The 26,693-nt window shown below is 72.6% G+C and carries 27 protein-coding genes; 7 read left to right on the top strand and 20 right to left on the bottom strand.

The features are described from left to right. Positions 1–28 precede the first annotated feature (28 nt). The 4 genes from ACRYCC_RS19840 to ACRYCC_RS19825 are packed head-to-tail and all read right to left on the bottom strand — an operon-like array spanning position 29 to position 5,871. The gene (locus ACRYCC_RS19840; protein WP_433814131.1) at positions 29–3,244 is read right to left on the bottom strand and encodes a coiled-coil domain-containing protein; all 3,216 of its coding nucleotides are present in this window, start codon (positions 3,242–3,244) and stop codon (positions 29–31) included. Then, a complete protein-coding gene (locus tag ACRYCC_RS19835; RefSeq protein WP_433814130.1) occupies positions 3,241–3,996 on the bottom strand; it encodes a hypothetical protein in 756 nt (251 codons plus the stop codon). Before ACRYCC_RS19835 ends, ACRYCC_RS19840 begins: the two co-directional genes overlap by 4 nt. Further along, positions 3,986–4,543 (bottom strand): hypothetical protein, encoded by a 558-nt coding sequence (locus tag ACRYCC_RS19830; RefSeq protein ID WP_433814128.1) that lies wholly within the window; start codon positions 4,541–4,543, stop codon positions 3,986–3,988. Before ACRYCC_RS19830 ends, ACRYCC_RS19835 begins: the two co-directional genes overlap by 11 nt. Then, entirely contained in the window at positions 4,540–5,871 is a 1,332-nt protein-coding gene (locus tag ACRYCC_RS19825; RefSeq protein WP_433814127.1) for a hypothetical protein, read from the bottom strand. Before ACRYCC_RS19825 ends, ACRYCC_RS19830 begins: the two co-directional genes overlap by 4 nt. A 227-nt stretch (positions 5,872–6,098) precedes the next feature. Here ACRYCC_RS19825 and ACRYCC_RS19820 point away from each other — a divergent pair, with 227 nt between their 5' ends. Both ACRYCC_RS19820 and ACRYCC_RS19815 read left to right on the top strand, forming a co-directional pair. Continuing rightward, positions 6,099–7,142, top strand: a complete 1,044-nt coding sequence (locus ACRYCC_RS19820) for an NAD-dependent epimerase/dehydratase family protein (protein ID WP_433814125.1) — start codon at positions 6,099–6,101, stop codon at positions 7,140–7,142. Positions 7,143–7,146: 4 nt separating this feature from the next. Next, complete coding sequence (locus ACRYCC_RS19815; RefSeq protein WP_433814124.1) at positions 7,147–7,650, top strand: nitroreductase family deazaflavin-dependent oxidoreductase; 504 nt, start codon at positions 7,147–7,149, stop codon at positions 7,648–7,650. Positions 7,651–7,763: 113 nt separating this feature from the next. On the opposite strand, the gene ACRYCC_RS19810 is transcribed toward ACRYCC_RS19815, so the two are convergent. The 4 genes from ACRYCC_RS19810 to ACRYCC_RS19795 all read right to left on the bottom strand — a co-directional run bounded on the left by ACRYCC_RS19810 (position 7,764) and on the right by ACRYCC_RS19795 (position 11,200). After that, the gene (locus ACRYCC_RS19810; RefSeq protein WP_433814122.1) at positions 7,764–8,987 is read right to left on the bottom strand and encodes an RNA polymerase sigma factor; all 1,224 of its coding nucleotides are present in this window, start codon (positions 8,985–8,987) and stop codon (positions 7,764–7,766) included. Positions 8,988–8,995: 8 nt separating this feature from the next. Further along, complete coding sequence (locus tag ACRYCC_RS19805) at positions 8,996–9,349, bottom strand: YciI family protein (protein ID WP_433814121.1); 354 nt, start codon at positions 9,347–9,349, stop codon at positions 8,996–8,998. 120 nt (positions 9,350–9,469) lie between these two features. Beyond that, entirely contained in the window at positions 9,470–10,930 is a 1,461-nt protein-coding gene (locus ACRYCC_RS19800; protein WP_433814119.1) for a P-loop ATPase, Sll1717 family, read from the bottom strand. A 93-nt stretch (positions 10,931–11,023) separates the two neighbouring features. Continuing rightward, positions 11,024–11,200, bottom strand: a complete 177-nt coding sequence (locus ACRYCC_RS19795) for a hypothetical protein (RefSeq protein WP_433814117.1) — start codon at positions 11,198–11,200, stop codon at positions 11,024–11,026. On the opposite strand from ACRYCC_RS19795, the gene ACRYCC_RS19790 reads away from it, so the two are divergent. Beyond that, entirely contained in the window at positions 11,184–11,321 is a 138-nt protein-coding gene (locus ACRYCC_RS19790) for a hypothetical protein (RefSeq protein WP_433815051.1), read from the top strand. The genes ACRYCC_RS19795 and ACRYCC_RS19790 overlap by 17 nt on opposite strands. Positions 11,322–11,482: 161 nt before the next feature. On the opposite strand, the gene ACRYCC_RS19785 is transcribed toward ACRYCC_RS19790, so the two are convergent. Then, positions 11,483–12,115, bottom strand: coding sequence for a DUF998 domain-containing protein (locus tag ACRYCC_RS19785; RefSeq protein ID WP_433815020.1), 633 nt, complete (start codon positions 12,113–12,115; stop codon positions 11,483–11,485). Between the two features lie 132 nt (positions 12,116–12,247). Here ACRYCC_RS19785 and ACRYCC_RS19780 point away from each other — a divergent pair, with 132 nt between their 5' ends. Together ACRYCC_RS19780 and lon are read left to right on the top strand one after the other, a co-directional pair. After that, a complete protein-coding gene (locus ACRYCC_RS19780) occupies positions 12,248–12,832 on the top strand; it encodes a TetR/AcrR family transcriptional regulator C-terminal domain-containing protein (RefSeq protein WP_433814115.1) in 585 nt (194 codons plus the stop codon). Positions 12,833–13,121: 289 nt separating this feature from the next. Further along, on the top strand, positions 13,122–15,512 hold the full coding sequence (lon, locus tag ACRYCC_RS19775) for an endopeptidase La (protein WP_433814113.1): 2,391 nt from the start codon (positions 13,122–13,124) through the stop codon (positions 15,510–15,512). 291 nt (positions 15,513–15,803) lie between these two features. Here the strand turns inward: lon and ACRYCC_RS19770 are convergent, their stop codons facing one another. The 6 genes from ACRYCC_RS19770 to ACRYCC_RS19745 form a co-directional block, all read right to left on the bottom strand. Further along, complete coding sequence (locus ACRYCC_RS19770) at positions 15,804–16,733, bottom strand: bifunctional helix-turn-helix transcriptional regulator/GNAT family N-acetyltransferase (protein ID WP_433814111.1); 930 nt, start codon at positions 16,731–16,733, stop codon at positions 15,804–15,806. A 203-nt stretch (positions 16,734–16,936) separates the two neighbouring features. After that, positions 16,937–17,242, bottom strand: a complete 306-nt coding sequence (locus tag ACRYCC_RS19765) for a DUF3817 domain-containing protein (RefSeq protein ID WP_433814109.1) — start codon at positions 17,240–17,242, stop codon at positions 16,937–16,939. Between the two features lie 138 nt (positions 17,243–17,380). Beyond that, on the bottom strand, positions 17,381–17,743 hold the full coding sequence (locus ACRYCC_RS19760) for a hypothetical protein (RefSeq protein ID WP_433814107.1): 363 nt from the start codon (positions 17,741–17,743) through the stop codon (positions 17,381–17,383). 48 nt (positions 17,744–17,791) lie between these two features. Continuing rightward, positions 17,792–18,913, bottom strand: coding sequence for a glycosyltransferase (locus ACRYCC_RS19755; RefSeq protein WP_433814106.1), 1,122 nt, complete (start codon positions 18,911–18,913; stop codon positions 17,792–17,794). Beyond that, the gene (locus ACRYCC_RS19750) at positions 18,910–19,665 is read right to left on the bottom strand and encodes a DUF2334 domain-containing protein (RefSeq protein ID WP_433814104.1); all 756 of its coding nucleotides are present in this window, start codon (positions 19,663–19,665) and stop codon (positions 18,910–18,912) included. The genes ACRYCC_RS19755 and ACRYCC_RS19750 overlap by 4 nt, the downstream gene beginning before the upstream one ends. Continuing rightward, positions 19,662–20,780 (bottom strand): glycosyltransferase family 4 protein, encoded by a 1,119-nt coding sequence (locus ACRYCC_RS19745; protein WP_433814103.1) that lies wholly within the window; start codon positions 20,778–20,780, stop codon positions 19,662–19,664. The genes ACRYCC_RS19750 and ACRYCC_RS19745 overlap by 4 nt, the downstream gene beginning before the upstream one ends. Before the next feature lie 286 nt (positions 20,781–21,066). Between ACRYCC_RS19745 and ACRYCC_RS19740 the strand changes: the two genes are divergently transcribed. Continuing rightward, positions 21,067–22,317 carry an MFS transporter gene (locus ACRYCC_RS19740; protein WP_433814101.1) on the top strand — a complete coding sequence of 417 codons (1,251 nt, stop codon included), beginning with the start codon at positions 21,067–21,069 and terminating at the stop codon, positions 22,315–22,317. Then, positions 22,314–22,862 carry a methylated-DNA--[protein]-cysteine S-methyltransferase gene (locus tag ACRYCC_RS19735; protein ID WP_433814099.1) on the top strand — a complete coding sequence of 183 codons (549 nt, stop codon included), beginning with the start codon at positions 22,314–22,316 and terminating at the stop codon, positions 22,860–22,862. The genes ACRYCC_RS19740 and ACRYCC_RS19735 overlap by 4 nt, the downstream gene beginning before the upstream one ends. A 104-nt stretch (positions 22,863–22,966) precedes the next feature. Here the strand turns inward: ACRYCC_RS19735 and ACRYCC_RS19730 are convergent, their stop codons facing one another. The 5 genes from ACRYCC_RS19730 to ACRYCC_RS19710 form a co-directional block, all read right to left on the bottom strand. Continuing rightward, positions 22,967–23,878, bottom strand: a complete 912-nt coding sequence (locus tag ACRYCC_RS19730) for an oxidoreductase (protein WP_433814097.1) — start codon at positions 23,876–23,878, stop codon at positions 22,967–22,969. A gap of 554 nt (positions 23,879–24,432) precedes the next feature. Beyond that, entirely contained in the window at positions 24,433–24,927 is a 495-nt protein-coding gene (locus tag ACRYCC_RS19725; protein WP_433814096.1) for a glutathione peroxidase, read from the bottom strand. A gap of 80 nt (positions 24,928–25,007) precedes the next feature. After that, the gene (locus tag ACRYCC_RS19720; RefSeq protein ID WP_433814094.1) at positions 25,008–25,163 is read right to left on the bottom strand and encodes a hypothetical protein; all 156 of its coding nucleotides are present in this window, start codon (positions 25,161–25,163) and stop codon (positions 25,008–25,010) included. A 187-nt stretch (positions 25,164–25,350) separates the two neighbouring features. Next, positions 25,351–25,503 (bottom strand): hypothetical protein, encoded by a 153-nt coding sequence (locus ACRYCC_RS19715; RefSeq protein ID WP_433814092.1) that lies wholly within the window; start codon positions 25,501–25,503, stop codon positions 25,351–25,353. A 110-nt stretch (positions 25,504–25,613) separates the two neighbouring features. Further along, entirely contained in the window at positions 25,614–26,690 is a 1,077-nt protein-coding gene (locus tag ACRYCC_RS19710) for an LCP family protein (protein WP_433814090.1), read from the bottom strand. Positions 26,691–26,693: the final 3 nt, after the last annotated feature.

The raw sequence follows: 26,693 nt of genomic DNA, 5'->3' as shown, positions 1-26,693 counted from the left end.
TGTCCGGTCACTCTGAGTCTCGCACTCGTCACCCTCCGGCGTCCCGCGATCGGTCATCTTCGGCGGTCCCGGGGCCAGATCGGCCGGCGCCCGGTCCCCGCTCCGCTCCCGCCCCGGCGGGCAGGGGCGAGGGGCGCGTGTCGCTGATCCACTTGGTCAGCGCCCGGACCCGGTCGGCGTGCTCGTCGTAGCCGACGACCACCGGCGGTTCGTTGTAGGCCATGGTGTCCGACGAGCGGCGCAGCTTGACGTACTGCCCGCACGCGTCGATCGCGTACGGCTCCATGTCGTCCTGCAGGGCACCGATCACGGTGATGCCGTGCGTCTCGCCGATCTGCCGGAACAGCGCGACCGCCTCCTTGCGATGCTCCTTGCCCAGGTTGCGGCCCAGCTCGTCCAGCACCAGGCACAGGCGCCCGCCACCGGAGCTGGCCAGCGCCGCCGCGCAGACCAGCTTCACCGCCTTCTCGTCCATGAGCGCCGTGTTGGCCCGCCGGTTGTACGGCACGTAACGCTGGCCGTCCGAACGCCGCCACCGGGGCACCACCCGCCAGCGCCACTCCTGCTCCGGGTCGCCGGGGGGCTCGGGCGTCGGGAAGTCGAGCGTCGCGCCGTATCCCCCGTAGGCCAGGTCGAGCCGCTCGAACTCGTCCGACACCGCCTGCAGCCGGGTCCGGATCGCCGCGGTGAGCGCGGCGCGATGCGCGGCCGCCGCGCCCGCGGCTTCGCCCGCCCCCTTCTGCGCCTTCTCCAGGTCGGCACGGCGGCCGGTCAGCTGGCTCTCGATCTGCCGGCGCTGGTGTCTCTCGTAGTCCTCCTGCCGGCGCAGGTAGCCGTGCAGGCCCTGCGCGAGACGGGCGAAGGTGGCCTGCTCGCGCTCGGTGCGCCGGCCCTCGCCGTCGAGCCGCTCCGCCAGCAGGAAGCGCAGCTCCTCCGGCAGGTCCTCGTCGGCGGCGCCGTCCGGGAACACGCGGCGCATCGCCTCACCGAGGTGCTTCTCGGCCGAGTGCCACCACTCGTCCGGGGTCCAGGACCGTTCGTCGCCGGAGAGGGCGAGCAGCCACTCCGCGGCGCCCTCGGCGGAGCCGCCCCACTCGTCCTGGAGCCGGTCGAGCCCGAGGGCGGCCCGGCGATCGGCGAGCTCGGCCGTCTGCTCCCGCACCCTGTCGCGGATCCGCTGGTGGGTCTCGCGGCGCCCGCGCAGCCGGTCGATCTCCAGGGCCCGGGTGTCGGCCCTGGCCTGCAGCCGGCGCACGGCCTGCTCGGCCGCGCCCAGCTTCGGGCCGAGCCGCGACTCGGTGCCGGCCAGCCGTTCGAGGTGCTCGCGCAGGCCGCTCATCCGCTCGCGCAGCTCGGTGAGCTGCTCGCCGGCCCGCGCCCCGGCCAGCCGCCGCCCGGCGAGCGCCACGTCCGAGGCCGCGTCCGCGGCCCGCCGCCGGGCCTGCTCCAACGCGTCCTGCGCGGCCGTGAGCGCCGTCCGGGCCGCCTGCACGCGGGCCACCCGGCCCGTCACCGGCTCGGCGAAGCCGCCCACCACCACGACGCCGGTGCCGTCGGGGCCGCCCAGCGCGGCGAAGAACCCCTCCAGCGCCAGCCGGCACCGCACCCCCTCCGCGACCTCCTCCGCACCCGCGGGCCGGGACCCGGCTTGTGACCCGGGCCGGGACGGCCGGGCGGAACCCGGCGTGCCGGCGTCGCCCGTGAGCTCGCGGCCGGCGGGCACGATCATCGAACCGGGGAGCGCCCGGAGTGCGGAGACGGCCGCCTCGACGTCCCCCGCGGCGACGACCACGGCCTCGCGGTACGGCCACAGCGCGGTCTCCCAGCGGTCCCGCACGGCCGCGTCGAGGTCGACGCTGTCGAGCAGTCCGGCCGCGGCGATCCCGGCGGCGGCCAGAGTACGGATCTGCACCTGGGCGCTGCTCTCACCGGCCTCGGCGGCGGCGAGGTCCCGCTCGGCCTGCGCCACCCGGCCCATGGCCAGCCCGACGGCCTGCTGCGCCTCGTCGCGGCGGCCCTCCGCGTCCGTGATCTCCTTCTCGGCGGCGGGCACATCCCGCCCGTCCGCCTCCCGGCGGCGGTCCTCCAGCGCGGCGACCCGGTGCCGGAGCTCCTCCAGCCGGTTCCGGTCGACGGCCTTGTCCTCGCCGAGCTTCTCCGCCTGCCCCTTGAGGTCCGCCAGGGCCGCGCCCGCCTCGGCGAGCTGGTCGTCCAGCGCGCCGTCGGTGAGCTGCTCCATCTCCGCCTCGACCGCCCGGATCGCGGCGACGGTCTCCTGCTCCTCGGCCCGCAGCCGCTGCTGCTCCGCGGCGTGCGCGGCCTCCCGCTCGGCGGCGTCGACCAGCCGCCGGGCCTGCCGGGTGCGCCAGTGGCGCTGTGCCTCGGCCACCTCCGCACGCGCCCGGTCCCGGCGGTCGAAGGTCTTCAGCAGCGACTCGGCCTCGCTCTCCCATTCGGTCAGCCGCAGGCCGGCCTGGGCCGCCTTGGCGCGCTCGCGGTGCTCCTCGCCGCGGGCCTTGCGCTCGGCCTCGAGCTCCCGGTCGAGGCCGGTCAGCGCGGCGATGGCACTGAAGATCCGCTCCGGGCTGATCTCGTTGAGCGGCTGCGACAGCAGGTTGGTGGCGACCTTGGTCCGCACCGAGGTGGACAGGAACGACACGCAGCGGATCCGGTCGCCGTACAGCACCCGGCCGAGGTCCTTGGCGACCAGGTCGCGGCGGCCCGCGGACCGGGGCAGCGCCGCCCAGAGCGTGTCGGCCAGGGCCACCCGCTCGGCCTCGGAGGGCGCCGAGGCCAGGTGGACGCCGGTCCGCCAGCGGATCTCCAGATGCGGGGCGTCCACGTTGACCCGCAGCCACACCGTCAGCGCCGAGGCCTCGGTGTCCGCGGCCTCCGGGTCGGCGAAGACCCCGACGATGTAGCCGTGCGCCGCGCTGGCCCACTGCTGGTCGCCCTGTGCGGCCAGCTCCGCGTTGAACAGCAGCTCGGCGACGGCCCGCGCGCCGGAGGCGAACCGCCACTGCTCGTCCCCGAGCAGCGCGGTGATCGCCGCGATGAACGACGACTTCCCGGCTCCGTTGGAGTCCTTCGGGCCCTGCCCCGCCACCACGATCAGCGTCCCGGGGACCGTCGGCACCGGGTGGGTGGACAGCCGGGAGATGTTGACGGCCTGCACGGCGATGAGCGTCCGGTCGCCGACGACGTCGACCCTGTCCTCGACCCCGAGCAGTGGCGTGCTGGTCATGTGTCCCCCTTGGTGGGCCGGGCCGTCCGTTCCGGCCGGTCGGTACGTTCCGGCCGGTCGGTACGGTCCGCCCGGTCGGTTCGCCGGTCGCGGCGGCGGGCCCGTACGGCGGCGGCGAGCGGTGAGTCGGGTCCGGCGGCCAGGATCAGCTCCTCCTGCAGCCGCCGCCGGGCCGCCTCGGTGAGCCGGTGGAACTGCGGTCCGGGGACGTATCCGCCGGTGGTCTCGGTGGCCGGGTCGGCGCTCGTGCCCCCCGCCCGCACGTGCGCCACCAGTCCCGCGGCGCGCAACCGGCGCAGCGCCGACTCCAGCTCGCCGACCGTGAGCTGTGACCTCCTGCGCAGCTCCTCGACGGGCGCCGGATGCGGGGACAGCCAGGTGTCGTCGGCGAGCAGGCCCTCGGCCCGCGGGATCGCCACCGAGTGGACGAGGATCAGGGTGAGCACCGCCCGGTCCTCCTCGGGAGGTACGCAGTCCGGGTCGGCCGCCAGCTCCCGGGCCACGTCGTCGCGGTAGCCGGAGATCCAGGAGGTGCCGCCGCGGATGAGGGTCCGGCCGCCCAGCGCCAGCATCTCCTCGACCACCCGGCGCTGGGCGGGTTCGCGCAGCGCCGGGAAGCCGGCCTCCGGGACCGGTTCGGCCGCGTACTCGACCGCCATGAAGGCCGCGACCAGCTGGGCCCGCCGCTTCTCGTCGTACGGCCGCAGCACCGCCTCGTACAGGTCGGTGCCCGGGGACGGCTCACCGCTCACTGGTCGCTCCGTGGCCGGAGGTGCGCCCGGGCTCCGCGGGTGGGTGCGGAAGCCGGCGGACCAGGTCGCGGAGGGAGCCGAGGCTCTCGTGCGGCCACGTCGCGACCCGGGGGCCGAGCCGCATGCTCCCGGCCTCCTCGTCGAGCAGCAGCCAGCCGGTGTCCGCGAGCCGGCGCAGCTCTCCGAGCGCCCACCGGCGCATCAGGCCGGGATCGCCCCGGGACATGGACGCGTAGACCTCCAGGGCCGCCGGGATCGGCGCCGTACGGCCCGGCCAGGGCGCGCCGTCCGGCTCGTCCCAGCAGCACCGCAGGGCGGCGGCGAACACCCGGCGGACCTGACCCGGCCGGTCCAGCGGGAAGCCGCCGATCTGGTACTCCTCGAGCAGCGCCGGGGTGGCGCCGTCCGGCCAGGAGGGCAGCAGCCAGACCCGCGCGCCGTCGGGCGCGCGGCCCATCCCGGCGGGCGTGGGATCGGCCGGCGAGAGGGCGACCGGCCCCCGGACCCGCGCCCTGGCCCGCGCCAGCACCCCCGGATCGACACTCATCCCGCCCCCCCGATTCCCCCGCCCGCGACTCCCCCGCCCCCGGCCTCCCCTCCGTGATCACGCAATCGTTCGTCGATTGATTGCATGATCACGGAAGGGTCAGGGGGATCGGGGGGTGGGGTGGAGGGGTCGGGGGTTCGCTCGAAGCGGCCGGACGACAGCCAGGTGGGAGCGCCGTCCGGGCGGACGGCGAGCTCGTCGGACCAGACCAGCCGGTAGGGCAGGTCGGGATGCAGGTGGGCGGCGGCCAGATCGGCGAGCACCCGGCGCCCGGTCGCCCAGTCGCCCGCGCCGCCGAGCACGTCGGCCATCGCGACGGCCCGGCCGCCGCGCAGCACCTGCTCGGCGACCGCGCGCAGCCGTTCCACCGACTCGTCGGCGCGGCCGGTGTCCTCGGAGAGCCCCGGGTCTGGCTGCGCGGCGCGTGGCGGGGCCGGCCGGGGCGGCGTCGTCCGCGGCCCCTCCTCGACCGCCGTCACGATCGCGGCGGGATCGTGCCAGGGCGCCGGCGCGTCGAACACGAAACCGTCGAGCACGGCCGCGAGCCGCTCGCGCGAGGCCGTCCGGGCGAAGGTCCGCCAGGTCTCCGGGGGCAGCAGGGTGAGGTTCCGCGTGGTGCCCGCCGAGTCGGTCAGCCGGGCCGCCGCCCGGCGGGAGGCGTCGCCATAGGCGTAGATCGCCGCCCGCAGCTCGGTGCAGGTGCGGTCCAGCTGCGGCCAGCGCCGCAGGATGGCCCCGTGCAGATGCTCGGCCCGCTCGATGATGTCGCTGGTGCCCCAGAGCTTGGGGGCCTGCTCGCGCAGCTCCTCGATCGTCCCGTTGGCCAGGGTGAGCAGTTCGACGCTCCACAGCCGGAACGCCCGGGCCAGCCCTTCGGCGCCGCCGCGGGCCTGGGCGGCGGTCATCCGCGGGTCGGTGGCGTTGAGCTGCTCCAGGGCCAGCAGCCGGTGCATCTCCGACTGGCCGCCGTCCAGCATCATCCGCCGGACGAACATCAGCCCGACCACGCTGGTGAACGACGCCCGGTAGCGCAGCTGGTTGGGCTTGGGGAAGACCTCGCGGACGGCGCCCAGCCCCTTGAGCACCCGCAGCCGGTTCTCGAACACCTCGGCCGGGTAGCGGCGGCAGACGTACCGCATCTGCTCGTGGCCGAGCCCGTCCTCGCCGGCGTCGGCGAACGCGGCCAGCAGGGTCTCGGCGACGTCCACCATCTCGGGGTCGTCGACCACGGCACCGCTGTCGCGGGCCAGCGCGGCGAACATCTGCCGGTAGACGCCGAGCACGGCCTCACCGACGAGCACGTCGTCGAAGCTCTCCGGGTGGCTCATCGGGGGCCCGCCTGAGGGGCCGGGACACGCAGAGGAGGAGACACGGCGCACCACCGTACGGGCCCGGAGCCGTCAGGGTGGAATCCGATCTCCGCCCGCGGTCGCCGAGCGGGCCTCCCGGTCGCCGTCGGCGCCCGGCGCGAGAACGCGGCGGGACACGACGAGGAAGGGCAGGATAGAGCGCGGAAAACCGTCCAGGCGAGGCTACCAAGCGCTAGTTTGTGCACATGCGTGTCATGGTGACAGGGGCCTCGGGCTTCGTCGGGTCGTACACCGTCGCGGCGCTCCTCGCCGCCGGCCATCGGCCCCGGGCTCTGGTGCGCGACCCGGGCAAGGCGGCCAAGGCGCTCGCCGCGCTCGGAGTGCGGGCCGACACGGTGGAGTTCGTCCCCGGGGACATGCTCGATCCGGCGGCGGTCGGCCGGGGCCTGGACGGCTGCGACGCCGCGGTGCACGCCGCCGCCGCGATCGGCATCACCGGGGGTGCGACCGGCGGGCCGGGCGGCCTGGTCGAGACCAACGTCACCGGCACCCGCAACGTCGTCGGCGGCGCGGTGGCCCGGGGGCTCGACCCTGTGATCCACATCTCGACGATGGGGGTCTTCGTGCCACCGCGCGCCCCGGTGATCACCGTGGACGGCCCGCTGGCGAGCCCGCGCACGGACTACGGCCGCTCCAAGCTGGCCGCCGAGCGGTACGTACGGGACCTGCAGGACCAGGGGGCGCCCATCACGGTCGTCTATCCGGGCGGCCTGTGCGGGCCGCACCAGCCGGCCCTGGACGCGCTGAACGAGGGCCTCGCCGCCGGGCTCGGTCAGCTCTGGCCGATGCCCCGGGGCGGCTGCTCGGTGCTGGACGTCCGCGACCTCGCCGAGGCGCTCTGCCGGGCCGTCGTGGCAGGTCAGGGGCCGCGCCGCTGGCTGCTCGGCGGCCATTTCCTGACCTGGTCCGAGCTCGCCGACCAGTGCGACGCCCTCACCGGCCGCAGGTGCCGCCGGGTTCGGGTGCCGGGCCGGCTGATGCTCGGGCTCGGCTCGCTGCTGGACGCCGCCAAGCGGATCAAGAGCTTCGACTTCCCGCTCACCCGGGACGCGGCCGAGATGATGACCACCTTGGTCCGCACCGACGATCGCCCGATGCTGGACGCCCTCGGGCTGACGCTCCGGCCGGTCGAGCAGACCCTGACCGACACCCTGCGCTGGCTCGTGACGGCGGGCCACCTGGCCCCCGGCAAGGCGGGCCGCCTGGCCCCGCACCCAACCGAGGAGTAGACAGATGAGCGACGTCCGCGGCCCCACCATGATGCAGCGCACGATGGGACCGCTCTTCCAGCGGATCTCCGGGTCCGCCTGGTTCGCCAAGGTCGGGCCGAAGATCGTGCCGCCGCTGGACAAGGCGCTGCACCGGCTCTCCGGCGGCCGGTTCCTGCTCGGCCAGTCACTGGTGCCGAGCCTGCTGCTGACCACCACCGGTGCGGTCAGCGGCGAGCCCCGGCAGGCCCCGCTGGCCTGCATGCCGGAGCCGGACGGCGGCTGGATCGTGGTGGGCAGCAACTTCGGCCGGGAGAAGCACCCCGCCTGGACCGGCAACCTGCTCAAGCAGCCGAACGCGGAGGTGAGCTTTCACGGCCGGAGCACCCAGGTGACCGCCCGGCTGCTGGAGGGCACCGAACGCGCCGAGATCTGGCCGCGGCTGATGCGGGTCTGGCCCGTGTACGACAAGTACGTGGAGCGCTCGGGCCGCGAGCTGCGGATCTTCCGGCTGACCCCGGTCGCCTGACGCCTCCCGCTCACCACGGGCCCGCGCAGGTTCGGGCCCGCGCAGGCTCGGGCCCGCGCCGGTTCGGGCCCGCGCCGGTTCGGGCCCGGGCGGTACGGAACCGCCCGGCCCGGTCAGTGCCGGGTGAACGCCTCCCGGCCGCGCCGCAGGAAGTCGCGTTCGGCCGTGTTCCGGGTGCGCGCGATCGCGGCGTCGTACGCCTGCGCGGCCTCGGCGTCGCGGCCCAGGCGACGCAGCAGTTCGGCGCGGACGGCGTGGAACAGGTGGTAGCGGTCGAGGCCGAGGTCGTCGACGAGGGACAGCGCCGCGTCCGCTCCGTGCACCTCGGCCACCGCCACCGCGCGGTTGAGGGCCACGACCGGGCTCGGGGACACTGCCAGCAACTGGTCGTAGAGCCGCAGGATCTGCCCCCAGTCCGTGGCGGCCGCCGTCGGCGCGTCACCGTGCACGGCGTTGATCGCCGCCTGGAGCTGGTACGGGCCCGGCCGGGCGCGCCGCAGGCACCGCCGCACGAGGGCGTGGCCTTCGTCGATGAGACCGCGATCCCAGCGGCCGCGGTCCTGGTCGGCCAGCAGCACGAGGTCACCGCCCGGCGTGGTGCGGGCGGCCCTGCGCGACTCCAGGAGCAGCATGAGCGCCAGCAGCCCCATGACCTCGGGTTCGTCGGGCATGAGCTCGGCCAGCAGCCGGCCGAGGCGGATGGCCTCGGCGCAGAGGTCCGCCCGGACGAGCCGGCCGCCGGAGCTCGCCGTGTGGCCCTCGTTGAAGACCAGATAGACCACGGCCAGCACGGCCCGGAGGCGATCGGGGAGGTCGGCCTCGGCCGGCACCCGGTACGGGATCCCCGCGTCGCGGATCTTGCCCTTGGCCCTGACCAGCCGCTGCGCCATGGTCGGCTCGGGCACCAGGAACGCGCGTGCGATCTCCGCGGTGGTCAGGCCCCCCAGGAGTCGCAGCGTCAGCGCGACCTGGGCACCGGGGGCGAGCGCCGGGTGGGCGCAGGTGAAGATCAGCCGTAGCCGGTCATCGCGCACGGGGCCCTCCTGTGCGGGTTCGCCACGGGCGTGCAGCAGGGCGGCCTGGGCGTGCCGGTCCTGGCGGGACGCCTCCCGGCGGAGCCGGTCGATCGCCCGGTGGCGGGCGGTGGTGATGATCCATCCGGCCGGGCTCGCGGGCAGGCCGGCGGACGGCCACCGTTGCACGGCCGCGGCGAAGGCGTCCTGGACGGCCTCCTCGGCGACGCCGATGTCACCGAAGACGCCGACCAGGACGGCCACCGCCCGGCCGTACTCCCGGCGGAACACGTCCTCGATCTCCGCCGCGGGGAGGTCCGGCATGGCGGAGCTCAATCCTCGGGTACTGCTCGCATAGGCCGCACCTCGATCGGGAGCGTGGTCGCCCGGGCGAGCTTGCGGCTCCACTCGAGGGCGGAGTCGAGGTCGGGCGCCTTGATGACGGTGAACCCGCCGATGTGCTCCTTGCCCTCGGCGTACGGCCCGTCGGTGATCAGGGTGTCGCCGTCCTGGACCCGTACGACGGTCGCCGTGCTCGCGAGGTGCAGCCCCCCGGTGAAGACCCACGCGCCGGCCGCCCTGAGCTCCTGGTTCCAGGCCTCGACGTCGCGCATCACCGCCCCGAGGACCTCGGGCGCAGGGGGATCCCCATCGGGCTGGTAGACACTGAGCAGGTACTGCTTCATCGCTGTTCCCTCCTGTTCGTGACCCTGTTCGTGCCGGGCGTCAGGCCGCCGGCACGGTGCCGGCGTCTCACCCTCCATACGAACGGCGCACGGCCGGATCGACATGTGTGGTCGCGTGGGTCACTTGTCGGCGAGGCCGAGGTAGGCGTGGAACATCGGATGCACCTGGAAGTGGCGTACCGCCGTCAGGTTGAGCCGCTGCACCTGGTGCACGCCGAAGTACGTGCTGTCGCCGCCGATCGGCCGGGCCGTCAGGAACCCGACCTGCCACAGCACCTCGATCAGGTGGTCCGGCTCCCTGGCCGCCACCCAGGACGAGGTCCCCGGGGTGGGGACGTCACCGGTGGCGAGCTCGAGGCAGAGCAGTTCGAGGTCGTCGCGGCCGAAGGTCCGGTTGCGCCCGCGGAACACCTCGAACACCGCCAGCAGGCCCGGATACTGGAACCGGTACTCGGCGGCGATGTCCTTGGCGCGGTCCGCCGAATACCGGTCCTCCGCCCGGCGGACGGACTCGTACGGCACCGGCAGCTTCTCGATCCGGTCCCGCGCCGCCTCCAGGGTCCCGGTGCAGAACTCGATGATCTCTCGGGGCCGGTACAACGTCCTGTCGATCATGTACTTGAAGGAGTCGGCGAAGACCGCGCCCCAGCAGGCGGCGTCGTCCGCCCGCTCCAGGATCTCGCCCGCGTAGCCCTGCTCCCGGGCCGAGTAGCGGATCCGCTTGGCGATCAGCTCCAGCAGCGAGTCCTCCGACCAGTGGATCGTCTCCAGCAGGTCCCGGTGCTTCTGCGCGTCCTCGTAGAGAGCCGGGATGTCGTCGTACAGCTCCTGCCGCAACGACACGTACACCCGCAGGTTCGGGTGCAGGCCGTTGATCGAGACACAGGCCTGGAACAGCCCGGCCACGAACGCCACGGCGTCCTCCGAGGAGTCCCAGCCACGGTCGAGTTCGTCGACCAGCACCACGACCCGCCTGCCGTCCAGCACCCGCTGCAGCGAGGGCAGCAGCTTGTGGATCTCCTCCAGCTTGTAGAGCCGATCGAGCGCCTGGGTGCGCAGCCCGGCCTCCACCGGGCCGATCTTGAGGCCCTCCAGCCGCTTGAGGTAGGAGATGAGCAGCGACAGCGTGCCCATATGGCTGTTGGCGTGGTTGTCGCGCAGGTACTCGTGGATGGCCGCCCCGCCCCCCTTGCGCCGCAGTCCCTTCTTCGACAGCTCCTTCATCACCAGGACGTAGATCAGGTACTTCCAGGCGGCCGCGTAGGCTCCCTGCTTCACCCACGAGCCGGCGTTCTCGGCCGCCATCGTGGAGCTCAGGAGCTCGTAGGAGTAGTCCTCGGGAGAGAGTTCGATGACGTTGCTGCCGGCGTCGCGTTCCCGTTTCGCCAGGACCTGGAAGATGGCGCTCTTTCCCGCGCCGCGGTTTCCCAGGACGATGGTCTTGTCCCCGGAGCTGACCCGCTGGTACGCCGCCGACTCCACGAAGTACTTCTCCAGCCCGCGCCCGATGTCCCGCTCGGCGGACGGCTTACCGAAGTCGAGGTGACGCAGAATCTTCGGCGACAGAACCATGCGATCCATGAGCGCTCCGGCCTCGGGGATGTTCATCGTCACATCCGCCGGGCCCGCCCATCAAGGCGGGTAACCGCTCCGTCCCAGGTGCGCTAGGGGTGCTTAGGCGTGACGGCGCGTTCGAGCAGCGGGCGATGGCGGAGTATCCAGGCCGCCGACCTCGCTCGCCAGGCCATGGCCCATCTCCAGGCGGTGGCCGCGTAGACAAGGTCGAAGGCGGTGGCGTGCCTGCGCTGCCAGGGCGTTGCCGAGTTCGATCGCGGTGATCCGGAAACCCATCCGCGCGAGCGGCAGCGTGGCCTTCCCGGTCCCGCACCCGGCCTCGAGCAGGTGCCCGGTCCTGCTGGGCCTGGCCGGCATGGTCGACGATGGCGGCGGTGTTGTGATCGCCAACGACTAACGACGAACCCGCCGCGAACCCGCCGACCACGAATCCGACCAGCCCGAGAACCAGTGACCGTGTCATCGCGCGCAAGAGCCCGGGCCGACGCTTAAGCGGCAGGAGATCCGACATCGGCGTCATGGGCATTTGGTCGTGGTCGGCGAACCAGGCCACCGGGGTCACATGCGCGTTGTCTTCGCAGTCAGCAGCGTCAGCGTCGCGTACGCGATCCAGATGATGAATCCCCCGAGTCCAAACCGCTCGCCGATGCCGTGGAGGGACACGCGACCGGAGAACCGCTCGATCGGCCCGCGCGCAACGACGGTCACGGCGAAGACCGCCGCGCCGAACGCCGGCAGCCAACCGATGAGCTCTGCCCCGATCCGTGACGCGCCAAGGCCGGCCAACGCGCTGCTGAGCATGGGTGCGGCAACGCACAACGAGACGATCGCCACGAACCCGGCCGAGGCATGAACACCGCCCGAGGCGCTCATCGCGACGTCGTCCGCGCGGGGGTCCATCGCATCGGTGCGGACGATACCCGTCACCGTCATCGCCGCCGCGAACACGGTGAGCAGGACGAGCGCCGCCGCCGGCGCTCGCGGAGCGAATTGATGCAGACCTGCCGCGAGCAGCACGGCTGCCGCCGCGACGGCGAACACCGCGACCGGGAACAGCCAGCCGACGTCGTTCAGTGCGTACTCCGACAACGTGCGCTCGACCGGATCCGTCCGCCTGTCGACTATGTGGAGCACCACGAAGATCAGCATGCACGCGCCGACGAGCATCAAACCCGCGCTTGCCATGACCATTCTCACCGTGCCTCCTGAGCTTAGTTCAATTCTCCTGAGCTTAGTTCAACTATGCTGGTCGTGGGCTGCTTCGGAAGGCAACCGACCGTCGGCCGTGGGAGGTGAACAGATGTGGGCATTCACCGAGACGATGTGATCGACGCCGCGCTCGCGGTGCTCGACGCCGTAGGCCTTGACGCCCTGACCATGCGCAAGATCGCAGATCAGTTGGGCGTACGGGTCGGAGCGCTCTACTGGCATGTGCACGGCAAACACGAGGTCCTGGTGGCACTCGCCGGGCGCATCCTCGCGGAGACACACCTCGACCAGCCGGCCACCGGCACTCCGGCCGGCTGGCGCGATCACCTGCGCGACACGGCATTCCGGTTGCGAGCGGCGATGCTGCGCCACCGGGACGCGGCACGGCTGATCGCCGGATATGCACCGCTGTCACCGATCACGCTGCGTGAGGCCGAAACCTACCTCCGCCTCGCGGCCGAAGACGGGCTCGCGTTGGACACGGCGGCGTTCGGCGGCGACACGCTCATGGGATTCGTGACAGGGTTCGTGCTGCAGGAGCAGAGCAGTCCACCACCGGCGGACCCGGCCGAGTCAGCGGAAATATTGCGCGAGCTGCCCAGGCTCGCACAGTGGAACGCCCAGAAGCCCATCGACAAATCCGAGGCGTTCCGCATGGGGGTGGAGACCGTCATTGCCGGGATCGACGTTCATCGGTGAGACCTGCAACCTCCGACCGGGCACTGGCCATGCCACCTGAATCGGCACGTCACCCGTCCAGATCGCTGAGACACCGCCAACATCGCTGAGACACCGCCAACTCGGCTGGGACCGGCCGACGAACACAGACGTCAGCAAGGTCGATCCGGGCAACCTTCACGCGGAAGGGACAGGACACCTCCACGGCCGCATCGCTCTCAGCGAACACGCGGCGGAAACAAAACCGAGCTCCGCTTTCTTGAGTGTGTATGACTCAACCCGTTGGTTGGGTCCTCGAGAGGAGCACAGTATGAGTGAGACCCTGACGCTTCCGGTTCTGCCCTTGGACGACACGGTCGTGCTGCCCGGCATGGTCGTGCCGATCGACCTGTCCGACGCCGAGGCGCGAGCCGCGGTGGAGGCGGCACGGGCCCCCTACGGAACCGGCGTCCGGTCGGAGTCGAAGCCGAGGGTTCTGCTCGTGCCCCGGCTGAACGGAAAGTACGCCGCGGTGGGCACCGTCGGCGTGATCGAGCAGGAGGGCCGGCTGCCCAGCGGGGAGCCGGGCGCGGTCGTGCGCGGCGTGACCCGCGTACGGATCGGGACCGGGACCACCGGCCCCGGCGCCGCGCTGTGGGTCGAGGGCTCCGAGGTCGAGACGCCCCCTGCCGGGGCACGCGCCAAGGAACTGGCCAAGGAGTACAAGGGGCTGGTCAGCGCCGTGCTGCAGAAGCGCGGAGCCTGGCAGGTCGTCGACATCGTCCAGCAGATCGACGATCCCTCGACGCTGGCCGACAACTCCGGCTACTCCCCCTACCTGTCCACCGAGCAGAAGATCGAGGTGCTCGAGACGACCGACGTCGTCGAGCGGCTCGGCCTGGTGATCGGCTGGACCCGGGACCACCTCGCCGAGCTGGACGTCACCGAGACCATCCGCAAGGACGTCCAGGAGGGCATGGAGAAGCAGCAGCGCGAGTTCCTGCTCCGCCAGCAGCTCGCGGCCGTCCGCAAGGAGCTGGCCGAGCTCAACGGCGACCCCGCCGACGAGGAGGACGACTACCGGGCCCGGATCGAGGCCGCCGACCTACCGGAGAAGGTCCGGGAGGCCGCGCTCAAGGAGGTCGAGAAGCTGGAGCGGTCCTCCGACGCCTCCCCCGAGGGCGGCTGGATCCGTACCTGGCTCGACACCGTCCTGGACATCCCGTGGAACGAGCGGACCGAGGACTCCTACGACATCGCGGGGGCCCGCGAGATCCTGGACGCCGACCACGCCGGCCTCGACGACGTCAAGGAGCGGATCGTCGAGTACCTGGCCGTACGCAAGCGCAGGTCCGACCGGGGCCTGGGCGTCGTCGGCGGCCGCCGCTCCGGGGCCGTGCTGGCGCTGACCGGCCCTCCCGGGGTCGGCAAGACCTCGCTGGGCGAGTCCGTCGCGCGGGCGATGGGACGCCGGTTCGTCCGGGTCGCCCTGGGCGGCGTCCGGGACGAGGCGGAGATCCGTGGTCACCGGCGTACCTACGTGGGGGCCCTGCCCGGCCGGATCGTGCGGGCCATCCGCGAGGCCGGCTCGATGAACCCGGTGGTGCTGCTGGACGAGATCGACAAGGTCGGCGCGGACTACCGCGGCGACCCGACCGCGGCACTGCTGGAGGTGCTGGACCCGGCGCAGAACCACACCTTCCGGGACCACTACCTGGAGGTCGAGCTGGACCTGTCCGACGTGCTCTTCCTGGCCACCGCCAACGTCGTCGAGGCCATCCCCGGCCCGCTGCTGGACCGGATGGAGCTCGTCCAGCTGGACGGCTACACCGAGGACGAGAAGGTCACGATCGCCCGCGACCACCTGCTGCCCCGGCAGCTCGAGAAGGCGGGCCTGGAGCCGGCGGAGACCACGTTCTCCGACGACGCGCTGCGGCTGCTGGCGGGCGAGTACACCCGGGAGGCGGGCGTCCGGTCCCTGGAGCGGTCGATCGCCCGGGTGCTGCGCAAGGTCACCGCGAACGTGGCCCTGGAGCAGGACACCCTGCCGATCGCAATCGGCAAGGACGACCTGACCGGTTACCTGGGCAGGCCGCGGTTCACGCCGGAGATCTCGCTGAAGGAGTCCGAGCGGCGTACGGCGGTGCCGGGTGTCGCGACCGGGCTCGCGGTGACCGGGGCCGGGGGTGACGTGCTCTACGTCGAGGCCTCGCTGGCCGACCCGGAGACCGGCGACACCGGGGTGACGCTCACCGGGCAGCTCGGGGACGTCATGAAGGAGTCGGCCCGGATCGCGCTGTCGTACCTGCGGTCGCGCGGCGCCGAGCTGGAGCTGCCGGTCGGTGATCTGGCCAGCCGCGGCGTGCACATCCACGTGCCGGCGGGCGCCGTGCCCAAGGACGGCCCGTCCGCGGGCGTCACCATGATCACGGCGCTGGCGTCGCTGCTGTCGGGCCGGCCGGTCCGCGACGACGTCGCCATGACCGGGGAGGTCTCCCTCACCGGGCGGGTCCTGCCCATCGGCGGGGTCAAGCAGAAGCTGCTGGCCGCGCACCGGGCGGGCATCACGACCGTCCTCATCCCGAAGCGGAACGAGCCCGATCTGGACGACGTCCCGGCCGGGGTCCTCGGGGAGCTGACGGTGTTCGCGGTCAGCGATGTCCGTGAGGTCCTGGAGCTGGCGCTCGAGGCCGCCACGAACGAGGCCACGATCGCGGCCTGATCCCCGGAGCACGCTCACGTGAAGGGCCCCGGCGGCAACGTGACCGCCGGGGCCCTTCCGCGCGGTGACACCTGCCCGGGCACGGCCGAATAGTTCGTTGACCTTGGTTTACCCCGCCGTGACCTGCGGGTACTGAAGGTCATTGGGGGGTAACGTCCTGTGCCGGGTTGTGAACCTGCACGGGTACGGCCGAGGGCATTCGCGGCGCACCACATCGCCTCGTCGGCGTGTGGATCGCCCGCGGAACACCTCGGGTCCTCGGCCGTACCCCCACGCGCCACCCGCGCCCGGTCAGAGCCTCAGGCGCCAGGTCTGCCCGACGAGATCGTGGCCGAAGCTGTGATGCCGCTCCTCCTCGACCAGCTCGAACCCAGCCCGCTGGTAGATCCGCCGGGCGGCCGCCAGCACGTCGTTGGTCCACAGCACCATGTCCGTGTAGCCGGCCTCCCGGGCGAACCGGAGGCATTCGTCGACCAGGCGCCCGCCGACCCCCCTGCCACGCGCCTCTGGCTCCACGAGCAGCAGCCGCAGCCGGGCGGTCGTGTCGTCCTCGCGCATGCAGAACACGCCGCCCACGGGCTCCCCGTCGGCCTCGGCGATCCAGGCGCACTCCCGCTCGGGGTCGCGGTTCTCGAGATAGCCCGCGACGATCCGCGCCACCAGCGTCTCGTAGCTCCCGTCCCATCCGTACTCCCGGGCGTACAGCAGCGCGTTGCGCTGGATCACCCAGCCGTGGTCCCCGGGCCGTAGGGGGCGCAGCACACACGACTCCTCGTCCTTGCGGGAATCCGCGCCGGGCGCGCCGTCCAGGACCGCCTGGATCGTGTCCATGGCCGCGACGAGCCTGCGCCGCTGCTCCCCGGAACGGCCGGCCAGCAGGGCGCGGACCTCCTCGTCGGAGCGTTCGTCGAGCATCGCGTACGCGGCGCGGCCCTGCCCGGTGAGCCCGATGATCTGGCGCCGAGCGTCGGCCGCCGAGCGTTCCCGGGTGATCAGGCCGTCGGCCTCGAAGCGGCTCAGCATGCGGCTCAGGTAGCCGGCGTCCAGGCCGAGCGACCGGCGCAGCGCCAGCACCTCGGTGGTGTCCCGCTGGGCCAGTTCGAAGATCACTCGTGCTTCCGTCAGCGAGTACGGGGTCTGCACCAGTCCCTCGTGCAGGACACCGATCACGTTGGTGTAGAAGCGGTTGAAAGACCGGACCGTCGCGACGGAGTCGTTCATTGCTCACCTCGGCAGATTGTTTGACTGAGTCAAACATAATCCGCGCACGCCACGGCGGTCCACCGATTCGGCGGCATCGTTCAGATTGCGTCGTTCAAGCACCCTTCGCGAAGGATTGCATGATCACGAAGGGCGGCGTCGTTCGGGCGGGACCGGTCAGGTGAGAGCGGTCGGGCGGGACCGGGTGGGTCGGGCGAGGCCGGTCAGGCGGCGTGCTCGGGGGCGACGAGGGCCTTGGCGTCCCGGACGATGCGGCGTTCGACCACGAAGGTCATGAACGGCACGATGCCGGCGAGCACCATCGCCACCATCCGGCTCAGCGGCCAGCCCGTACGGCGCCACAGGTCGTAGGCCGTCACCAGGTAGACCATGTAGAGGGCGCCGTGCACGGGGGCGACGATCCCGGCCATGCCGGGGCTGTCGATGGGGGTGTACTTCAGGATCATGCCGACGACGAGCAGCACGAGAGCCACCCCGACCACGTTGGCCAGCACGCGGTAACGGTTCATGGCCGCTTCCACAGATACACCCCTTCGATCTGACGGTTTGATCGGCGAACGGTCGAGCAGGTTGAGGACCACTTTCGTGATCATGCAATCAATCGTCGAACGATTGCATGATCGCGGAGTGAGCGGGTCGTTAGCGGGTCAGGAACGGCCGCCTTCGGCGTGGAGCCGGGCGAGGTAGCGGTTGTAGGCCGCCAGATCGGGGTCGTCGCGCTCGTCCCGCTCGATGACCTCGGCGGCGGTGACGATCCCGGCCTCGTCGGCCTCCTTCGCCCGCTCGGCGGCCTCCTTCTTCTCCGGGTGCAGCTCGTCGTACATCATCTTGATCCACATGACGACCACGAAGATCGCGAAGAGCGGCCATTCGAAGGTGTAGCCCCAGCTCCGCCCGTTGCCCTCCAGGGCACGATGGAACTGCCACCAGCCGAACCACAGGAACGCGCCGAACAGCGTCGCCGCCACCGCATGGAGCCCCAGCCAGCCGGGGGTCAAGAACCGTCGCACGTCAACGAGCGTACCCCCGGCCCGGCGAACCCGGCGCCCGCCCCCGCGTCAGCGCGTTGCCGTGTGCACCCCGAGCATGCCGGTCACCGTGGCCGACCACGGATAACACTCCGCCCTGCGGCGGGCGCCGGCCCGGCGCCGGTCCTCCGGCCAGCCGAGCACCTCGGTGATCCCGTCCGCGAAGCCGGCGGCGGTGGCGGGGACGGCGACCCCGGCGCCGGGCACCAGCAGTTCGCCGGCGGCCCCACGGTCGGCGGCCACCACCGGGGTGCCGCAGGCCAGGGCCTCCAGCACCGCGAGCCCGAACGACTCGACCGGGCAGGTGGCCAGGGCCACGTCGGCCCTGCCCAGCAGCCGGGCGACGTCGACCCGGGCGCGTACGTGCCCGTGGAACTCGGCCCGCAGTCCCGCGCGGGCCGCCGCCCGCCGCAGCGCCGGGCCGAGCGGCCCCTCGCCCACCATGTCCAGCCTGACCTCCGTCCCGCGGCGCCGCAGTTCGACGGCCGCCGCCAGCGCCAGCTCCGGCCGCTTCTCCGCCGACAGCCGGCCGAGGTTGATCAGCCGTACCTCCCCCGCCGCCCGGCCGGGACCGGCCTCCGGCGGCGGGCGGAAGGTGCCGAGGTCCACGCCCAGCGGGACCCGGTGCAGCGCGGGGGCGCCGACCCGGGCGAACTCGGCGGCGGCGAACGCCGACGTGACCACGATCGCGTCGAACGCGCCCGCCAGCCTGCGGTTCCAGCAGTCGGCGGCCTGCCGGAGGACGCGCTCCACGGGCGGCCGGGGCACGAGGCCGGGCAGCCGGGGCGCCAGGATGGCGTCGAGCCGCTCGTGGGAGAACAGCACGGAGCGCACCCCGCGGCCGCGGGCCCAGCGGGCCGCCACCGCGAGGGTCGCCTTGTCCGACACCTCGACGACGTCCGGCTCGAGCCGGTCGAGCACCCGCAGCACCGGCCGGGGATCGAGGACGAAACGGTAGCCGGGCGCGATCGACGGGCCGGGGACGGTCACGACCGGTCCCGCCTCGGTCTGCCGCCGGGTGTACGACCGGCCGGGGACGACGAGCACCCGTTCGTGCCCGGCGGCGAGGTAGCCCCGGCCGAGCGCGTCGACTGCGGTGCGCAGGCCACCGGACACGGGGCTGTAGAGGTTCGCCAGTTGCACGATCCTCACGCGCTGATCATCTCCGGACCGCGACCGACGACCAGGGTCTCGTAGGTCACCGGCCTGCCGCCGGCCGCCAGGGCCAGCTCGATGGCCGCGTGGGCGGCCTCGCGCAGCCCGGCGTGGTCCAGGTCGGCGGGGTGCAGGGCGATCCGGAACGGCCTGCGCAGCCGGGACAGCGAACGCGCCGCGGCGATCATGAGCTGGGCGCCGGCCCGTTCCCCCGCCCCACCGGGCCGGTGCGACAGCGCGGGCATGCGGTGCACGGCCCCGGCACCGAGGTCGTGCACCGCCAGCTGGCTGGTCCAGTAGCGGAAACCGAGCTCGGCCAGGGCCCGCCGGGCGCCCGGCGAGGCGAGCCAGCCGGGCGGCGTGAAGCCGCTCACCCCGATGTCCACGCCCGCCAGCACCTCCAGGCCGGCGCGCAGCAGCCCCCGGGCCTGTTCCTCGGTGAGCGACCAGAACTCCCCCGCCCCGCGGGCCAGCACCTGGTCGACCGTCCGCCGCCACCGCGGGCCGCCCGGCACCCCCCGGTGCCGGAACCCGTGCAGCGACGGCTCGTGACCGCGGCCCACCGCGGCGTGCAGGTACGCCACGAGGGCGGGATCGTCCGGCAGCGCGGGGCCGCCGCCGAACGCCGCGGGGACGATCAGCAGCGTCGCCGGCACCTTCCTGTCGTCCAGATCGGTGATCCAGGTGGCGGTCTGCTCCGCGGTCGCGGGGGCGACATCGTGCACCGACACCACGAAGGGAAAGCTCACGCGGCCCGCCTCGCCACGGCCCCGAAGGCCGCCTCCTCGTAGTGACCGATCAGCTCGTCGCAGATCGTCTGCCAGGTGCGCCCGCGTACCGACCGGCGGGCCGCGAGACCCATCCGGAGCCGCAGCGGCTGGTCGGACGCCAGGGTCGCCACCGCCGCACGCAGCGCGCCGCCGTCCCCGGGGGTGAACAGCAGCCCGTTGTCGCCCGGCCGGACAAGGTCCAGCGGGCCGCCGGCGGCCGGGGCCACCACCGGCACGCCCGCCGACAGCGCCTCCTGAACGGCCTGGCAGAACGTCTCGTTGGCCCCGGTGTGCACGAACACGTCGAGGGACGCCATGATCTGCGACAGCCGCGCTCCCGTCTGCAGGCCGGTGAAGACCGCGCCGGGCAGCAGGCGGCGCAGCCGCTGTTCCTCGGGCCCGTCCCCGACCACCACCAGCCGGGTCCCCGGCAGATCGGCCAGCCGCGCCAGCAGCCGGGGGCTCTTCTCGGCGGCCAGGCGGCCGACATAGCCGATCAGCACCTCCCCGCCGGGAGCCCACTCGGCGCGCAGCGCCGCCGAGCGGTGCCGGGGATCGAAGCGGTCCTGGTCGACGCCGCGGGCCCACAGCTCGAGCCGCGGCAGGCCCCATCTCTCCAGCTCCCGCAGGGTGGGCATGGACGGGACCAGGGTGCGCTCGGCCTGCTCGTGGACGTGCCGCAGCCAGGACCAGATGACGCGGTCGGTGCCGCGGAAGCCGTACCGGCGGGCGAATCCGGCGATGTCGGTCTGGAACACCGCCACGGCCGGAATCCCGAGCCGCCGGGCGGCGGCGCCGCCGGAGGAGCCCAGCACCAGCGGGGACGCCAGGTGAACCACGTCGGGTGCGAAGTCGCGCAGCGCGTCCTCCACCCTGCGGCCCGGCATGCCGACGACGAAGGAACGGTAGAAGGGAAGTGCGGCACCCGGCACCAGCCGTACCGGGAAACCGGCGTAGCTGTCCGGGCCTGGGGCGGGAGCGACGACGATGGCATCGTGCCCGCGGGCGGCGAGGTGGTCCAGGACACGGCAGACCGAGTTGGTGACCCCGTTGATCCGGGGCAGGAACGACTCGGCCACGATTGCGACCTTCACGGCCGAGAGCGTGACGGGGCGGCGCTACGCCCCAGCCGCCTCCCGGTTCCGCGCAAGGGAACATCAAGCGAACGAGTCGGTTACCGACGAGTCGGCGGCCCCGGGAGTGCTCACCCGCACGATCCGCCCCACGGGTGACGGCCGGGCGGCCGGGCGGCGGCGCCCGCGAACCATCACCCGACCCTGTGATCACCAGGTCGAACGGCCCTAGAATTCGGCAGCATCCCGGCGATTCCGGGGAGCAACCGATATCCCCCGTGAACTTCCGGGAACCGGACAGGAGCCCATGGCGGTCACCGACGACAGACCAGAGACCTCCGTGGCACCCGGCGTCCAGCGCCGGATCATCCGGGTGCTCACCGCCACGCAGGTGCTCGGCGGCATCGGGGTGGCCACCGGCGTGGCCGTCAGCACACTGGCCGCCGCGTCGCTGTCCGGTTCGGACGCGATCGGCGGGCTCGCCCAGACCAGTGCCGTGCTGGGCGCCGCGCTCCTGGCCGTGCCCACGGCCCGGGCCGCCGCGCGCGGCGGCCGGCGGACGGCACTGATCTTCGCCTACGGCTGCGGAGTGCTCGGCGCCGTGATCACTACGATCGCCCTCGCCCTCGGGACCTGGCCGCTCATGCTCTTCGGCCTGCTGCTCTTCGGGGGCGGGAGCACCGCCAACCTGGCCGCCCGCTACTCCGCGACCGACCTGTCGCGGCCGGGGCACTCCGCCCGGGATCTGTCGATCGTCGTCTGGGCCACCACCATCGGGTCGGTGGCCGGCCCCAACCTGGCCGCGCCGGCCGGCCGGGTGGGCACCTGGTTCGGGCTGCCCGACCAGGCCGGGCCGTACGCGCTCGCGGCGCTCGCCTTCGGGCTCGCGGCACTCGGCATCCTGGCCGGCCTGCGGCCCGACCCGTTGCGCCTGGCCCAGAAGCTCCGGCCCGCGGGCGGCCCCGCCCCGGACCGCTCCCTCGGCGCGGCCTGGCGTACGCTGCGCGCCTCCCGCGGCGGCCGGGTCGCGGTGACCGCCATCGTCGTGAGCCACACCGCGATGGTCGCGCTGATGTCGATGACCCCGGTGCACCTCAACCACGGGGGCGCCACCGTGACGGTGGTCGGCATCGTGATCAGCCTGCACATCGCCGGCATGTTCGCCCTCTCCCCGCTGGTCGGCTGGCTGGCCGACCAGCTCGGGCACCTTCCCGTGCTGCTGCTCGGGACGGTGCAGCTGATCGCGGCGGCGGCCCTGGCCGGGACCGCCTCCGCCCACGACGTCGGGCAGCTCTCCGCCGGGCTGATCCTGCTCGGCACCGGCTGGTCGTGCGGGCTGGTCGCCGGATCCGCCCTGCTCACCGACTCCATCGCGGCGGAAGGACGGCCGTCCGTGCAGGGACTGTCGGACCTGCTGATGAACGGCGGCGGGGCCCTCGGCGGCGTGCTCGCGGGCGCGATCGTGGCAGTCTGGTCGTATGCGGTGCTGGCCGCCCTGATCGCCGTCTTCGTCATCCCGATGACGGTCGTCATCTTTCTCGCGAGGAACACCCGATGAACCACACGCTCGCCCTCGGCGCCCTCGACACCCCGGTCGGACCCCTGCTGGCCGGCGTCACCGAGGTCGGCGTCGCCTGGATGAACTTCGGGGACTCCCCCGCCGAGCGCGCCCGGGCGGCCGGCACGCTCGGGCTGCCGGTCGCCGGGGACCCCGGGCGTACGGCCCCGGTGCTGGCCCAGCTGGCGGACTACTTCGCCGGCCGGCTGGAGGAGTTCACCCTGCCGGTCGACTGGCGGCTGACCTCCCGGGTGCAGGGCCAGGTGCTCGGCACCCTGCACGAGACCGTGCCGTTCGGGCGGACGGTGACCTATGGGGAGCTGGGCGAGCGCAGCGGTGCCGCCGTGCCCGCCCGGGCCATCGGCCAGATCATGGGCTCCAATCCCGTCCCGGTGATCGTCCCCTGCCACCGGGTGGTGGCCACGAACGGCCTCGGCGGCTACAGCGGCGGTGCCGGGCTGGAGATCAAACGGTGGCTGCTGACCCTCGAGGGCGCCCTCCCGCCCACCCTCGACTGGGACCCCGCCCAGGGACCGGTCACCTGACGGGACCCGGCCGCGGAGACCCGGCCCCCCTGCTCGGCCCGCCGTGCCGGACGCCATCCGGCGCCCGGCTCATGCGTCGTTCAACGCCTCGTTCAACGCCTCGTTCACAGGGTCTTCGCGTCGTAGGAGACCCCGGTGAGCTCTTCGGAGACCTCCCACAGCTTGCGGGCGAGCTCGGGACGGTCGGCCCGCGGGGTGGTGCGGACCCTGGTGGGCAGGCCGCGCTGCTGGAACAGGCCACGTGGCCCGTAGGTCTCCCCGCCCCGGACCCGCGGCGCGGTCGCCCCGTACAGCGTGGGCAGCGCGCCCGCCGCGGCGGGCTGGCCGAACAGGGCGTTGCCGACTCCGAACGCCCGCTCCCGGAACTTCGATTCCAGCTCGCGCGGCGCGGCCTGCTGGAGGTTGGTCCTGGCGTAGCCGGGGTGGGCGGCGACGCTGGTCAGGCCGCCGACGCGCCGGTCGAGCTCCTTGGCGAAGAGCAGGTTGGCGAGTTTGGCTTGGCAGTAGGCCGGCCAGCGGCGGTACCGCCACTCCCCCTGGAGATCGTCGAATCGGAGGTGACCGCCCCAGGCGGCCATGCTGGTCACCGTGACCACCCGTGGATCCCGGCCCCGCAGCAGGGCGGCGAGCAGCAGGCCGGTGAGCGCGAAATGCCCGAGATGGTTGGTGCCGAACTGCATCTCGAAACCCTCGGCGGTGGTGCGCCGGGGCAGCGCCATCACCCCAGCGTTGTTGACCAGGAGGTCCAGCGGGGCCTCCTGCTCCGCGGCGAACGCCCGGATCGACTCGAGGGCGGCGAGGTCCAGCGACCCCAGCGTGACGGAGGCGCCGGGCACTTCGGCCCGGATCCGGTCGAGGGCCGCGCCGCCGCGTTCGGCGCTGCGGCAGGCCAGCACCACCTCGGCGCCGTGCCGGGCCAGTTCGAGCGCGGTGTGATAGCCGATGCCGCTGTTGGCACCGGTGACGATCGCGCGCCGCCCGGTCAGATCGGGGATGTCCGCCGCCGTCCAGCCCATGGAACCACCTCTTGAGTCAGACCATTGACCTCTGGCCACTCGTGTCAGCCAGTTGTGTCAGACCAGTTGTGTCAGACCGCTCATGCCAGACCTTTTGTGGCAGAACTCTCGTTGCGCCAGAACTTTCCTGTCGGACTTTTCCGTGTGACCACTCGCCCGGGACCGCTGGGCGTCAGGGCCCGCGCGTCAGAGCACTCCGTCAGACCAGTTGTGTCAGACCCGGTTGCGCCGGAACCGTCGTGCCGGACAACTCGGGTGGGAACGGTTGGATCAGAGCGGTCGTGCCGGAGCCGAGGTTCCGGACCCGACACCCCGGACCGGACACTCCGGACCAGGCTTTCCGGACCCGACTTCTCCCTGCCCCGCACCCCGGACCCGGTGCCCCAGACCTGATACCCCGGACCAGGCGCTCTGGACCCCATGACCGGTCCCACGCCTCGGATCCGGCGCACCGGGTCGCCCGGGACCGGTCACCGGGACCGGTGGCGCCGGGCCGCTCCATCGCCGCGCGCGGGTGATACGGCCCGCCGAGGGATCCGGCGGGCCGGGCGGGGTCAGGCGGAGGCGGGCAGGGTCTTCTCGATGGCTCCGACGAGGTCGTCGGAGTCGGGCTCGGTGCGGGGGTCGAAGCGGGCCGCGACGGTGCCGTCCGGGGCGATCAGGAACTTCTCGAAGTTCCAGCGGATGTCCCCGGTATGACCGGACACGTCGGGCGTGCCGACCAGCCCCTGGTAGAGGGGGTGCCGTTGCGGACCGTTCACGTCGACCTTTTCGGTCATCGGGAAGGTCACGCCGTAGGTGGCCGAGCAGAACTGGGCGATCTCGTCCGCGGTGCCCGGCTCCTGGCCCATGAACTGGTTGCAGGGAACGCCGAGAACGGTGAAGCCGCGCCCGGCATAGCTCTCCTGCAGGCGTTCCAGCCCGGCGTACTGAGGAGTGAGGCCGCACTTGGAGGCGACGTTCACCACCAGCACGGCCTTGCCTCGATACTGCCCGAGATCAGCGGAACCACCCTGCAGACCTTCGATCTCCACGTCATAGATAGACATGTGACCGATCTTAACGACATGGTCTCCACTCGCGGCCTGGGCCGGTATGGGATGACCGTAACTCAGGTTTAGGTGTGCACCTATGCCCCTAGGTGGTTCACGAACTGCGCCAGCGACGTACCGGCGTCAGCCAGCGCGCTGAAAGCGTTGTTGACCACGCCGGCAGCGTTTGTCGGTTGACTGAGCAGGTAGAAGACTACGAAAGCGATGGCCACGTAGCGGAGGTTCTTCTTCATCAGTCGCCGTCCCCTTGTTACGCAGTGACACACTGACCCTATTCAGTTGTGCCCATCTGATTCTGCCCTTAAAGAGAGTTTCATGTGACCACCAGTCCAACATGTGAGAGTGACAACAGAATAGCCCCGCGCCGGGGTGCGGCACGGGGCTAACCGACGGTGACGAAGTGACCGCCGTATCGCGGGCTTACGGGATGGAACTCACGAATTGCCCCAGGTGGTTCGCCGCTCCGCCGAGACCACCCAAGGTGCCGTGGACGACGCCGGCCGCCTCGCTCGGCCGGCTGATCATGAACCACAGCACGAAAGCGATGGACCCCCACTTGGCATACTTCTTCATCAGGATGCCCCTGCACTCTCGGTAGACGGTTGACTACCGAGAGTCATTCCCTGTTCCATGTCCCGGCGGCGTAGGCGCCGCGTAAAGACCGCGCCAACTCGGCCGCCGGATCAGCGCGTGACGACGTTCGCGGGCACCTTCGTGTCGGATTTGAGTGCACCGAACAGCTGTGCCGCCTTGGTGCGGTCCCAGACCAGGTACGAGCCCGCGGCGGGAGAGGAACCGAATCCGCCCACCGGCACCGTGGTGGTCACGCCGTCGCCGGAGTTGACCCCCTTCATCGACCACATCAAACCCACCAGATCGGACAGGTCGTCCCCCTCGTCGACGGAGAAGTTGTCGGTCGCGTGCAGGGCCATCGGGATGCTGCTGAACGGGTTGAGCAGCACGCCGGGGCTGGTCGCCTTGCTGATCAGGGCGCCGAAGAACTGCCGCTGGCGGGCGACCCGGTCCAGGTCGGCCCCCGCGGAGGCCCGGGTGCGGACATAGCCGAGCGCCTCGCCGCCGTTGAGCGTCTGGCAGCCCTTCTTGAGGTTCAGGCCGGCCTTGCGGTCCTTCATCGGCTGCTTGATGCACATCCGCACCCCGCCGACCGCGTCCACGACGCCCACGAAGCCGCCGAAGCCGATCTCCGCGTAGTGGTCGATGTGCACGCCGGTCGCCTGCTCGACCGTGCGCACGAGCAGCTGCGGCCCGCCGAACGCGAAGGCGGCGTTGAGCTTGTTGGACCCGTGCCCCGGGATCGGGACGTAGGAGTCACGCGGCAGGCTCACCAGGGTCGTACCGCCGGCGCCGGTGTGCATCAGCATCATCGAGTCGGTGCGGCGGCCGGCGGCGCTGCCGGTCGCGTAGTCCCGGCGCTGCTGCTTGGACAGGCCGGCGCGGCTGTCGGAGCCGACGATCAGCCAGTTGGTGCCCGGCGTGTCGGCCGGCCGGCCGGCGTAGTCGACCAGCGCCTTCTCGCGGTTGAGCCGGGAGTCTAGGTAGAAGTAGCCGCCGACGATCAAGACAGCCAGCACCACCACCACGCCGAGCAGCACCCGGGGCCAGCGGCGCCGCCGGCGCCGGGCCGGCTGCTGCGCGGATCCGGGCTGCCCGCCGCCCTGCCAGGGCGCCGCCGCCGGTGCCCCGGCCATGCGGTCCCCGCGCTCTGATTTGACCCACTGCTCCGATCGGCCGTCGTTCATGCA

The sequence above is a fragment of the Actinomadura scrupuli genome (assembly GCF_050971785.1).
Taxonomy (GTDB): Bacteria; Actinomycetota; Actinomycetes; order Streptosporangiales; family Streptosporangiaceae; genus Actinomadura_E; species Actinomadura_E scrupuli.
The sequence above is the reverse complement of the archived record's forward strand: the minus strand, read 5'-3'. Positions and strand labels throughout refer to the sequence as shown.